This window comes from Streptococcus sp. 517s, assembly GCF_054445985.1.
Genome location: NZ_CM136847.1, coordinates 1518245 through 1531471, shown reverse-complemented (window position 1 = coordinate 1531471; position 13227 = coordinate 1518245). Strand labels below are relative to the sequence as shown.

Genomic DNA, 13227 nt, shown 5'->3' with positions numbered 1-13227 from the left:
ACTTTACATTTTTGAATAAATTTGATAAAATACGGTTATGTTATAAAACGTAACATCGATGAGTGATTGAGGAGTAGATGATGAAAATGAAAAAAAGCCTAATCGGGACAGGTCTTGTCTTAGCGACAGGGATTTTGCTTTCGGCGTGTGGACAGTTCAACACAAATACTAGCACTTATTCATCAACATTTAGTGCGAATCCAACAACTTTCAACTATCTTCTAGATTATTATGCAGATAACACTGCCGTTATTACCAATCTCGTAGATGGTTTGTTAGAGAATGACAGCTATGGGAACCTCGTACCTGCTCTTGCTGAGGATTGGTCTGTTTCATCAGATGGTTTGACCTATACCTACAAGCTCAGAAAAGATGCCAAGTGGTATACAGCTGATGGTGAGGAATATGCATCAGTCAAGGCTCAGGATTTTGTCACTGGGATCAAATATGCCGCGGACAACAAGGGGCAAGCCATGGATCTGATCCAAAATTCAATCAAGGGATTAGATGACTATGTGACGGGTGTGACCAATGACTTTTCAACTGTTGGTGTGAAAGCTTTGGATGACTACACAGTCGAGTACACTTTGACTCGACCAGAACCGTACTGGAATTCAAAAACAACCAATAGTATCCTTTTTCCAGTCAACGAAGAGTTCTTGAAATCAAAGGATAAAGATTTTGGCACCTTGACACCAGACAGTATCCTTTATAACGGTCCGTATTTGTTAAAGGATTTTACATCAAAATCTTCGATCGAGTATGTGAAGAATCCACACTATTATGACCATGATAAAGTGACCATTGAAAAAGTTAAGTTAGCCTACTTTGATGGGTCAGATCAGGAGATGACCATTCGAAACTTTGGAAATGGTGCTTACTCGATTGCGGGAGTCTATCCAAATAGTTCGAACTATGCCAAGACAAAAGAAAAATACCAAGACCATATCGTTTATAGCTTACAAGACAAGACATCTTGGTACTTTAACTTTAACGTCAACCGTAAGACATATAATCATACTGCTAAAACAACGGATGAACAAAAGAAATCAGCTCAAACAGCTATCTTAAATAAAAACTTCCGTCAGGCTATCAACTTTGGTATTGATCGAACAGCCTACTCGGCTCAATCTAACGGTGAAGAAGCAGCAAGCAAGACCCTTCGTAATACTCTAGTCCCACCAACTTTTGTTCAAGTGGGAGATAAGACCTTTGGAGAAGTGACAGCTTCTAAGCTTGTGAACTACGGAACTGAGTGGTCAGGTATCAATTTGGCAGACGCTCAAGATGCCTACTTTAACAAGGAAAAGGCCCAAGCAAAATTTGCGGAAGCTAAAAAGGAATTGGAAGCCCAAGGCGTGAATTTCCCAATCCATTTGGATGTTCCTGTTGATCAGACGAATAAAAATGCGGTTTCTGGTATGAACTCGGTTAAACAAACCCTTGAAACAGTACTAGGTTCTGACAATATCGTCATTGATGTTCAACAGCTTTCTACAGATGACTTTGGAAATGTTGCCTTCCTAGCACCAAATCCAGCAGCTCGTGACTATGACTTAAACTTTGATGGTTGGGTTGGTGATTACCAGGATCCATCAACTTATCTAGACCCCTTCAATGCTGAAACCGGCTTCTATCTCAAGATTTTTGGCCTTGATGCCAAGGAAGACCAAGAACTCATCAAGAGTCTAGGGTTAGATACCTATACACAACTACTAAAAGAAGCAGATGCTGAGAATAAAGATGTCGCTAAGCGTTATGAAAAATACGCTGAAGCTCAAGCTTGGATGATTGACAATTCTCTGGTCATGTCTGCCATGTCAAATGGTGGTACAGCCTCTGTAACTAAAGTAACTCCGTTTACACGTGCTTACTCCCTAGTGGGTATCAAGGGTGACGGAAATAATTATAAGTACATGAGATTACAAAAAGACCCTGTTGCCAAGAAACAATTCGACGAAGACAAGGCTAAGTGGGAAGCAGAAAGTAAAAAGGCTATTGAAAAGAGTCAAAAAGAGTTTGAAAATCATATCAAATAAAAACAAGGCCCATAATAAGGGGCCTTGTTTTTGTTTGATCAAGGATTCCGTTAATAGAAGTCATAAATTCAAAATATAGCTAAGAAAAATGAATGAAAACGCTGATAATAGCAGGAATGAATGGAATTTCTTTCATGATTGTGATATAATAATCATAATTATTAACGTGTATAGGGGATTGCCATGAGTAAACGTTCAAAGAGAAGTCGTTCAGGAAATGTGAAGCGAAGTATTAATATAGCCTTATTAGCCATTTATTTATTATTGAGTGGCTCTTTGTTGTTCTTAATTTTTAGACATAATATTCTAGCCTTTAGGCATCTCAATATCTTAGCTACAGTTCTAGTTTTACTATCTGCTATCGCAGCTCTACTTTTAATAGTATATAAGAAAGCCGAAAAGTTCACGATTTTCTTTTTGGTACTTGCGGTGCTGACTAGTTCGGTTTCGCTATTTGCTCTGCACCAATTTGTGGGCTTGACTAATCACATCAATGCGACATCAAACTACTCAGAGTATTCGATGAGTGTTGTGGTTTTAAAAGATAGTGAAATCAACAACGTTACCCAGTTGGAGAGTGTAACGGGTCCGACTGAAACGGATAATGACAATATTCAAAAATTAATAGCGGATATTAAGACGACTCAGAGCAAAGACTTGGCGGTTGAACAAAGTGCATCTTATCTAGCAGCCTACAAGAGCTTGATTTCAGATGATGCGAAAGCGATTGTCTTGAACAGCGTCTTTGAAAATATCATTGAAGCAGAGTATCCAGATTATGCTTCGAAGATTAAGAAAATCTATACGAAAAAACTAACCAAGGATGTTGCGGCACCGAAGGTATCTAAAAATCAATCCTTTAATATTTATATCAGTGGTATTGATACCTACGGACCTATCAGTTCAGTTTCACGTTCAGACGTCAACATCTTAATGACTGTAAATCGAGACACTAAGAAAATTCTTCTCACCACAACGCCTCGAGATTCTTATGTTCCGATCGCGGACGGAGGAAATAATCAAAAGGACAAATTGACTCACGCGGGGATTTATGGAGTGGACTCATCGATTCATACCTTGGAAAACCTATATGGAGTTGATATTAACTACTATGTTCGTTTAAATTTCACCTCTTTCTTGAAATTGATTGACCTTCTAGGTGGTGTGGATGTTTATAATGACCAGGAGTTTACTGCTCACACTAATGGGAAATATTATCCCGTTGGGAATGTTCATCTAGACTCGGAACAAGCCCTCGGTTTTGTCCGCGAACGCTACTCTCTAGCAGATGGAGACCGCGACCGTGGTAGGAACCAGCAAAAAGTCATTGTTGCCATCATTCAGAAGTTAACGTCAGCAGAGGCTTTAAAGAATTATGACAACATTATTCAAGGATTGCAAGATTCTCTTCAAACCAATATGCCTTTGGAAACCATGATGGACTTGGTTAATACACAGTTGGATAGTGGTGGTCAGTATAAGGTCAATTCCCAAGACTTAAAAGGAACTGGTAGAACGGATCTCCCGTCCTACGCTATGCCAGATAGCAACCTCTATATGATGGAAATTGATGAAAGTAGCTTGGCTGCAGCCAAGGCAGCTATCAAAGATGTGATGGAGGGCAAGTAGCATGATAGACATCCATTCACACATTGTTTTTGATGTGGATGATGGTCCAAAGTCGATAGAGGAGAGTAAAAATCTTTTAAGAGAAGCCTATAGTCAAGGGGTCAGGACCATTGTTTCCACGTCTCATCGTCGAAAAGGGATGTTTGAGACACCAGAAGAGAAGATAGCAACTAACTTTTTGAAAGTTCGTGAAATAGCCAAGGAAGTGGCAGATGACCTTGTCATCGCTTATGGTGCAGAAATATACTATACGCCAGATGTTGTCGAAAAATTGGAAAAGAAATTGATTCCAACCCTCAATGATAGTCACTATGCTTTGATTGAGTTTAGTATGAATACACCCTATCGGGATATACATAAAGGACTGAGTGATATTCTCATGTTAGGGATCACACCAGTAATTGCCCATATTGAGCGCTATGATGCTCTAGAAAATAATGAAAAGCGAGTTCGGGAACTGATTGATATGGGGTGCTATACCCAGGTCAATAGTTCTCATGTCTTGAAACCAAAACTCTTTGGAGAAACCTACAAATTCATGAAAAAGAGAGCTCAGTATTTCTTGGAACGTGATCTAGTTCATGTCATTGCTAGCGATATGCATAACTTGGATCGTAGACCACCTCATATGGAAGAAGCCTATGATATCATTGCTAAAAAGTATAGCGAAGATAAGGCGAGGGAACTCTTCAAAGATAACCCACGAAAAATAGTAATGGATCAATTGATTTAGGAGAAACAATGAAAGAACAAAATATGATGGAAATCGATGTATTTCACTTGCTTAAAATCCTATGGAAACGGAAAGTTCTAATTGCATTGGTAGCAATCGTAACTGGGGTAGTAGCCTTTGCCTATAGTAGCTTTATCGTAAAGCCTGAATATACCAGTACGACACGTATCTATGTAGTTAATCGTAATCAGGGAGATAAGTCAGGGCCAACAAACCAAGATTTGCAAGCAGGATCTTACTTGGTTAAAGACTATCGCGAAATTATTCTTTCGCAAGACGTTTTGGAGAAGGTTGCAACGGATTTGAAACTGGATCTTTCTCCAAAGGATTTGACTAAAAAAGTTAAGGTAACAGTTCCGGTTGATACACGTATCGTATCTATCTCTGTTACAGATCGTGCACCTGAAGAAGCAAGTCGTATTGCAAACTCGTTGAGGGAGGTTGCAGCTCAAAAGATTATTAGTGTTACACGGGTTTCGGATGTGACGACACTCGAAGAGGCTCGTCCAGCAACCTCACCATCTTCACCAAACATTCGTCGTAATACCATGATTGGATTTCTTGCTGGAGTGGTTGTGATGATTGCTACTGTTATCCTTATCGAACTCCTAGACACACGAGTTAAACGACCAGAAGACGTTGAGAATGTTATGCAAATTGCATTATTAGGAGTTGTTCCAAATTTGGATAAATTAAAATAGGAGAGAGAAATGCCAACGTTAGAAATCGCACACAAAAAATTGAATCAGGCAAGAAAAGCAGAGGAATATTACAATGCGCTTCGTACCAATATACAATTGAGTGGAAATAACTTAAAAGTTATTTCCATTACATCAGTAAAACCGGGGGAAGGGAAGTCAACTACTTCTACCAATATTGCTTGGGCCTTTGCGCGTGCTGGATATAAGACGCTTTTAATTGACGCCGATATTCGTAATTCTGTCATGTCAGGTATTTTTAAATCGCGTGAAAGGATTACGGGACTAACAGAATTTTTATCAGGGACAACAGATTTATCACAAGGATTATGTGATTCGAATATTGAAAATTTGTTTGTCATTCAAGCTGGTTCCGTTTCCCCAAATCCAACAGCTTTGTTGCAAAGTGAGAATTTTAAGACTATGCTTGACACTTTGCGCAAGTACTTCGATTACATTATTGTGGATACTGCCCCTATCGGAGTCGTGATTGATGCAGCTATCATCACTCAGAAATGTGATGCTTCAATCTTGGTGACTGCAGCTGGTGAAACAAACCAACGTGATATCCAAAAAGCCAAAGAACAATTGGAACAAACAAGCAAACCGTTCTTAGGAATTGTGCTGAATAAACTGAATACCTCGGTTGAGAAGTATGGATCATATGGAGCTTATGGTTCTTACGGGAAAAAATAAGAGATGGCTTAGGAAATAGATTATGGAAGAAAAGGGATTGAAGATTACTTTGGCGGTAATCCAGAGTTTTCTTGTCATTATATTAGCTTATTTACTTAGTTTTGTTCGAGAAACAGAGATTGTGAACACCTCTGTTATCATCTTGTTCATTCTGCATTTTGTTGTTTTTAACATTAGTGATTATGAGCGTGATTTTTTTAAAAGGGGTTATTTAGCTGAGTTTATCAGCACTATAAAATATATCGTTTTCTTTGCTTTAGCCATCAGTATTTCAAACTTCTTTTTAGAAGATCGTTTTAGTATCTCTAGACGAGGCATGATCTATTTTTTGACAATACATTCTATTTTGTTGTATTTGTTGAATCTGTGCATTAAACGCTATAGGAGACGTGTCTTTCCAAATTTCAAAGGGAGTAAAAAGATATTCTTGATAACAGCTACTTCCAGAGTTGAGAAAGTTGTAGATAGACTGATAGAGTCGGGAGATATTTTTTGGGAATTGGTGGCGGTCAGTGTTTTGGATCAGCCTAATTTTCAGCATGCATCCGTAACCGTTGTACCTGCAGAGAACATTTTAGACTTTGCTACCCATGAAGTTGTTGATGAAGTTTTTATCAATTTACCAAGTGAAGAGTATGACATCGGGGAGTTCATCTCTCTTTTTGAAACAATGGGAATTGACGTGACAGTCAATCTGAATGCTTTCAATAACTATCTAGGTAGCGATAAAAAGATTCGCGGAATGGCAGGCTTGAATGTCATTACGTTTTCTACAAAATTTTATAAGACAAGCCACGTTATTGCTAAACGTTTCATTGATATCATAGGCTCGATTATCGGACTACTTATTTGTGGATTGGTGAGTATTGTTTTGGTTCCGGTGATTCGAAAAGATGGCGGACACGCTATTTTTTCTCAAACTCGTATCGGAAAAAATGGTCGACATTTCACTTTTTATAAATTTAGATCTATGTGCGTGGATGCTGAGAAAAGGAAGCAAGAACTCCTTGCACAAAATACCATGCAAGGTGGTATGTTTAAAGTCGATGATGATCCTCGTATAACAAAGATAGGGAGATTTATTCGTAAGACCAGTCTAGATGAACTCCCTCAGTTTTGGAATGTTTTAATGGGAGATATGAGTTTGGTTGGGACACGTCCCCCAACAGTTGATGAGTATGAAAAATATACTCCTGAACAGAAACGTCGTCTTAGTTTTAAGCCTGGAATTACTGGTCTATGGCAGGTGAGTGGTCGTAGTAAAATCACGGACTTTGATGATGTTGTCAAGCTGGACGTGGCTTATATTGATGATTGGACCATCTGGAAAGATATTGAAATATTGTTAAAGACCGTCAAAGTGGTATTTATGAGAGAAGGGGCGAAGTAGGTTGATAGATGTAAAAATCATAGTGGCAACACACAAAGAGGCTGAAATGCCTCAAGATAATACTCTTTATCTTCCAATACATGTTGGGAGAGAGGGGAAATCAGATATCGGTTTTATTGGAGATAATACTGGTGATAATATTTCATCTTTAAATCCATATTATTGTGAATTGACAGGACTTTACTGGGCATGGAAGAATTTAAACTGTGATTATCTAGGTTTAGTACACTATCGTCGTTATTTTACAAAAATATCTCAGTCGTATAATGAATCAATAAACATGAATGATGTTATCTTATCTCGATCAGACATTGAAGAATTATTGAAAAAGTCAGATATACTTACTCCTAAAAAAAGAAAATACTATATTGAAACATTGTATTCTCATTATGCACATACTCTTGATGGAAGCCATCTAGATTTAACTAGGGAAATCATAAAAAAACAAAGTCCAGATTATTTATCGCCTTTTGATAGAGTAATGAAGCAAAGAAGTGGCTATATGTTTAATATGTTTATTATGAAAAAAGAGTTAGTAGATGCTTATTTTTCCTGGCTATTCCCTATTTTAGATAACCTCTATGAACAGATAGATTTATCAGAATTAACTACTTTTGAATCTCGCTTGTTTGGTCGAGTTAGTGAGTTACTTTTTAACGTTTGGCTAGAAAAGAATGCATTAATTCCTACAGAAATACCGTTTATGTATATGGAAAAGGTAAATCTGCAAAAAAAGGGGATAGCATTCTTACAAGCTAAGTTTTTTGGAAAGAAGTATGGACAGAGTTTTTAGGATATGAAAATAACTATTATTGGACAGATAAAAAATAAGAGAACAGGTCTTGGGAAGGCGATTAATGATTTTAGGGATTATTGTTGCAATCGAGCTACAAGAGTAACGGAAATAGATATAACAAATAATTTTAAATTTTTAAGCTCTCTTTTTCAAATTTTAATATCTGATACTGATGTTTATTATTTTACTCCAGCTGGTTCAGTAGCTGGTAATATTAGGGACTCACTATTTTTGTTCTTTATGATAATGAAAAGGAAAAAAATAGTGACCCATTTTCATAATAGTGCTTTTGGAAATGTGATGAGACAACATCCAACTCTAATGATAATAAATAGAATATTGTATTCTAAAGTTGATTTGATTATATTATTGGGAGAGAAATCGAAAATAATGTTTCAACAACTAAGAATTTCAGACGAAAAATTTAAAATAATTAGGAATGGTGTGGATAGATATTTATTTATTGAAAAAAATGAATTAAATAAAAAAATGAGCGAGCTACCCATAAATATTATTTTTTTTAGTAATATGATTAGAGAAAAAGGTTATGAAATTTTATTAGAAGTTGCTAAAAAGATGAGGGGAGATGAGAAATATCACTTTTATTTTTCTGGAAAATTTCAGGATAATAATTTAAAGACTAGGTTTATTAATGAAATTTATAGTATGAATAATGTAACATATTTAGATGGTGTATATGGTAGTGATAAGAAAAAGTTATTGCAAAAAATGCATTACTTTGTTTTACCATCGTATTATAAAGATGAAACTTTACCTATCAGTATGTTAGAAGCAATGGCAAATGGTCTCTATATTATTGTAAGCGATGTGGGAGTTGTGTCTGAGGTGATTAATAAAGAAACTGCTAGTCTTATTGAAATGATAAACGAAGAAACAGCAGACAGTATTATAGAAATTATTGATCAGACTTCAAATAAACTTAATGAGTTAGATTTTAATGTATCAAAATATAAGCAAGAGTTGTTAAATGAAAATATACAAGCATCAATTTATCAGCAATTAGAGAGGATAGTAAAGTGACGGATAAAAAAAATACTGGAAAAATATTAACAGTAGTTGTACCATCATATAATGCAGAAAATTATTTACAAGAGACGATGCCGACGATACTTTCTGCTAAGAATATAGAGAGGGTAGAATTACTGATTGTAAACGATGGTTCTACAGACAAAACCGAAGAAATAGCAAGACAATTCGAGAGAGAATATGAGGGAGTTGTCAGAGTTATAAGTAAGGAAAACGGTGGTCACGGTTCGGCAGTAAATGCGGGGATTGAAAATGCTGTTGGTAATTACTTTAAAGTGGTAGATGCAGATGATTGGGTGAACACCAATAATTTAGAAGATTTGATAGTGTTTCTATCCGAGGTGGATGTGGATCAAGTTTTATCACCGTATGATAAAATTTTTGTGAATTATCGAGGTGATATAGAGCGTGAAGAAGAGTGCAACGAGTTTTCGCAAGTTGAGAACGAGGTGATCTATTCTGCAGAAGAATTCTATACACGAATTAAACAAACGGTAGGGATGCATTCCATTACTGTGAAAACGAGTCTTTTGCAAGAGAACAATATTCGGCTGTCTGAAAAAATGTTCTATGTAGATATGGAATATATTGTTTATATGCTTCCATATGTAAAAAGGGTTGTTTTATTTGATAAAAGTATCTATAGATATCGTCTAGGAACAGAGACACAAAGCGTTAGTATGGCGAGTTATATTAAAAATCGTGATATGCATAAACAAGTGATCTATCATTTGGTTGATTTTTATAATCAAATGAGATCTAGCGCTGTTTTAAAGAGAATAACATGGAAATTGATTTTAAATTTAATAAGACAGCAATGGATAATCTATTTTAATTTATCTAAAAAAGAGGGGAAAAACAGCGAGTGTTTTGAATTTGATAATTGGCTAATAAAAGAAGGACGGATAAAAAAAATACCACTATACTTTTTTAAAGCTGTGAAATATATCAGATTTAAGGTGAAATATTTTCTGGGGATAAGAAAATAATATGAGGAAAATAGGAAAAGTAATAAACGAGTATTTTGTATTAAGAAAATCATTTACTCCTGCTATTGCTCGGAATAAATTATTTGAAAAGTTTTGGGGACGGATAGGGAATTATAAAATTTTCAATAATATAGCTAGTGATTTTTATCAATACAAACATGAAACAATCATAAATTTTTTGGAAAAAGATTTTAACCAATTTTTAAAATCCTATAACTTTAAAGAGGTATCGCACAAGGAGATAGAACAAAGAAAAATCTTCTCTATGTGGATACAAGGATACGAAAGTGCTCCTAAGTTGGTTCAGAAGACGATTGATAGCCAAAGGAAATATGCAGAAAAATACGGATATAAATTTGTTTTTTTGGATAAAAATAATATTCAAGAATATGTGACACTTCCATCAGAGATAGTAGAAAAATATGAGAATGGAATTATAGATTTCACAAGATATTCAGATATAGTAAGGGTAGCTCTACTTTCAAAATATGGAGGAATATGGCTGGATTCGACCATTTATGTTGATTCTTCACAAGAACTAGATTATTTAAAAAAAGAATTTTATACTATTCGAGCAAAGGCAAATGAAGGCGTACCTAAATATGTCGCAAATGGTAGATGGTCATCCTTTTGTCTCTCGGGGGAAAAACAAAGTGTGGTATTTGATTTTTTAGAGAAATTTCATGTAGCATATTTTATGAAATACGATATAGTGCTAGATTATTTTTTGCTTGACTATATTATAGAATTAGGTTATAGGACAAATGACTTGATTAGAAACTATATTGATAGAGTCGAAGAAAATAATCAGGAGTTGTTCTTTTTGGCAGACAATTTTTCTAATCAGTATGATGAAAAAGAGTGGGCAGGAGTTTTATCAACAACTGCATTGTTTAAGTGTAGTTATAAGTGTCCGATAAATGAAGCGACAGGAACCTATTTTGATAGATTGGTGAAGGGTGAACTGTAGCATAAAGAGAGGGAAAGGTATGATTTCAGTTATTGTTCCAGTATACAATGTCGCGAATTATTTGCGTTTTGCATTGGATAGTCTTTTGGAACAGACGTATAAAGATTTTGAGATTATTCTAGTAAATGATGGATCCACTGATAATTCTGGAGAAATATGTGATGAATATGGGAAACTATATGATAATATTTATGTTTTCCATAAGAAGAATGGCGGACTTTCGGATGCTAGAAATTTTGGTTTGGAGAAGAGTCGAGGAGAGTTTATAACCTTTCTTGATTCAGATGATTATTTTGAACCGTATGCATTAGAATTGTTAATTACTATTCAAAAAAAATATGATGTAGATATCGTATCAACTAAAGGGGTAATAACCTATTCTCATGATATTTATAGCAAAAAACCGATGGATGAGGACTACCTAACTGTAAAAATATTGACAAATAAAGAATTTTTGGCAGCTGCATATTATAACGATGAAATGACGGTATCTGCTTGGGGGAAATTGTATAAAAGAGATTTATTTAAAACGATTTTTCCGAAAGGAAAGATCTACGAGGATTTGTATGTTGTTGCAGAGCGTTTGTTGAATATTAAAACAGTTGCTCATACCGATTTGCCTATATATCATTACTATCAGAGACAGGGGAGTATTGTTAATTCAACATTTTCGGATAGACAGTATGATTTTTTTGATGCGATTGATCATAATGAAGCCATAATAAAAAAATTCTATTGTGGAGATAAGGAATTGCTAGCAGCCTTAAATGCTAAAAGAGTAATTGGCTCCTTTATTTTAAGTAATAGCGCATTTTATAGTAGTGAAAACGATATTACAAAAATAAGAAGAATAATTAAACCGTATTATTGGGAAGTGATAAAAAATAAAAAAATTTCAATGAAGAGGAAAGTTCAGTGTGTTTTGTTTCTGCTTTCCCCAAATTACTACTATAAAATAAAAGATAAGATGTTACAGAGAGGCAGGATATAGATGCATGTTAGATTAGATGGTTTGCTGGACTATATATTTCTGTTTAGTGTGATTATTACTTGTAACACTATGTATTCAACTAGTCAGGGATTTGCTGGACTAGGGAAATGGGCGACTCTGTTGCTTGTGGTATCAGTTTTTCTGAGATCACTTGTCTCTAGAATATCGATGAAGGCAATCAATATGATTATGTCGCGTTCTTTAATATTTATATTAATTATCCTACTTATAGTATCATTAAATGGTTTTAAGATTTCTGAGACAAGTTTCGTTTATTATTTTGTATTATTTCCGATTTTTATGATGATTTTGCAGATGTACTATGATGTTAATGAAAGCGCAAATCTGATAAGGAAATTTGTTCGTATAATATTTCTTTTAGCAATTTGCTCTCTCCTATTTTGGCTTATCGGTAGTGTATTTCATATTATATCCCCAACAGTTTATGTGTTGAATTATTGGAATGGTGGGGGAATAGTAGAAGGGTACTATAATCTTCATTTTGAAGCACAAAAAATAGAGATTTTTGGGGGGATACTGGTAAGAAATACGGGGATTTTTGCTGAAGCACCTATGTGGAGTTTGGTATTGAGCCTTGCATTGATATTTCAAACGCTTCATATAAAAAAATGGAATTTCACAACTTGGACTCTTATTATTACAATTATGACAACTACGTCAACAACAGGAATTTATATAATAGGTTTGATTTTCCTATATGTTTTATTTTCAAAAACAAGTGGTGTGGAAAGATATATTTCTAGTTTCGTTATTTTAGCGATTATATGTTGTTTTTCAATATTATGGGATAATAAATCTGGGACGGGCTCAGCAACTATACGCTTTGATGATTATAAGGCTGGTTTTTTGGCATGGCAGGAAAGTCCTATTTGGGGATTAGGTATTTCAGATGGTCTTAGAGCTATTGAACAACATATGGATAGAACTGTTAGATATAATCTTGGATATAGCAATAGCTTTTTTGTTGTTTTAGCTCAAGGAGGGATAATGTTGGTTTCGTATTACTTCTATCCAGTAATTAAAATTATTTTGAATAAATTTAGTTCGAATGATTTGAAGTTTTCTGCACTATTAATAATTTTCCTTATGCTAACTACTATATTTACAGAGACCTATATGTTTTTATTTGTCATTTCTTTATACTATTCTCTTGCTTTTGGGGACGATAGAGATTGTCAGGAGAAACAGTACATTACTAATTAATAATAAAGGTGTGAATAGAAATAAG

The 13227-nt window shown here is 35.0% G+C and carries 12 protein-coding genes; all 12 read left to right on the top strand.

The window, feature by feature from the left end; translation table 11 throughout:
- Window positions 1-77: 77 nt before the first annotated feature.
- The 12 genes from ACVX3R_RS07700 (at window position 78) to ACVX3R_RS07645 (ending at window position 13202) form a co-directional block, all read left to right on the top strand.
- Entirely contained in the window at window positions 78-2039 is a 1962-nt protein-coding gene (locus tag ACVX3R_RS07700; protein WP_458794782.1) for a peptide ABC transporter substrate-binding protein, read from the top strand.
- Between the two features lie 183 nt (window positions 2040-2222).
- Window positions 2223-3668 (top strand): LCP family glycopolymer transferase CpsA, encoded by a 1446-nt coding sequence (cpsA, locus tag ACVX3R_RS07695; protein ID WP_458794781.1) that lies wholly within the window; start codon window positions 2223-2225, stop codon window positions 3666-3668.
- A 1-nt stretch (window position 3669) separates the two neighbouring features.
- Window positions 3670-4401, top strand: coding sequence for a capsular polysaccharide biosynthesis protein Cps4B (cps4B, locus tag ACVX3R_RS07690; protein WP_458794780.1), 732 nt, complete (start codon window positions 3670-3672; stop codon window positions 4399-4401).
- 8 nt (window positions 4402-4409) lie between these two features.
- Window positions 4410-5102, top strand: coding sequence for a capsular polysaccharide biosynthesis protein CpsC (gene cpsC / locus ACVX3R_RS07685; protein ID WP_458794779.1), 693 nt, complete (start codon window positions 4410-4412; stop codon window positions 5100-5102).
- Between the two features lie 9 nt (window positions 5103-5111).
- A complete protein-coding gene (locus ACVX3R_RS07680) occupies window positions 5112-5795 on the top strand; it encodes a tyrosine-protein kinase (RefSeq protein WP_458794778.1) in 684 nt (227 codons plus the stop codon).
- A gap of 22 nt (window positions 5796-5817) precedes the next feature.
- The gene (locus tag ACVX3R_RS07675; RefSeq protein WP_458794777.1) at window positions 5818-7185 is read left to right on the top strand and encodes a sugar transferase; all 1368 of its coding nucleotides are present in this window, start codon (window positions 5818-5820) and stop codon (window positions 7183-7185) included.
- A 1-nt stretch (window position 7186) separates the two neighbouring features.
- Window positions 7187-7978, top strand: coding sequence for a DUF4422 domain-containing protein (locus ACVX3R_RS07670; RefSeq protein ID WP_458794776.1), 792 nt, complete (start codon window positions 7187-7189; stop codon window positions 7976-7978).
- A 3-nt stretch (window positions 7979-7981) separates the two neighbouring features.
- Window positions 7982-9022 (top strand): glycosyltransferase family 4 protein, encoded by a 1041-nt coding sequence (locus ACVX3R_RS07665; protein WP_458794775.1) that lies wholly within the window; start codon window positions 7982-7984, stop codon window positions 9020-9022.
- Complete coding sequence (locus ACVX3R_RS07660) at window positions 9019-10017, top strand: glycosyltransferase family 2 protein (protein WP_458794774.1); 999 nt, start codon at window positions 9019-9021, stop codon at window positions 10015-10017. The genes ACVX3R_RS07665 and ACVX3R_RS07660 overlap by 4 nt, the downstream gene beginning before the upstream one ends.
- A gap of 1 nt (window position 10018) precedes the next feature.
- A complete protein-coding gene (locus ACVX3R_RS07655) occupies window positions 10019-10987 on the top strand; it encodes a capsular polysaccharide synthesis protein (protein WP_458794773.1) in 969 nt (322 codons plus the stop codon).
- A gap of 19 nt (window positions 10988-11006) precedes the next feature.
- A complete protein-coding gene (locus ACVX3R_RS07650) occupies window positions 11007-11978 on the top strand; it encodes a glycosyltransferase family 2 protein (protein WP_458794772.1) in 972 nt (323 codons plus the stop codon).
- A 168-nt stretch (window positions 11979-12146) separates the two neighbouring features.
- Window positions 12147-13202, top strand: a complete 1056-nt coding sequence (locus ACVX3R_RS07645; RefSeq protein WP_458794771.1) for an O-antigen ligase family protein — start codon at window positions 12147-12149, stop codon at window positions 13200-13202.
- Window positions 13203-13227: the final 25 nt, after the last annotated feature.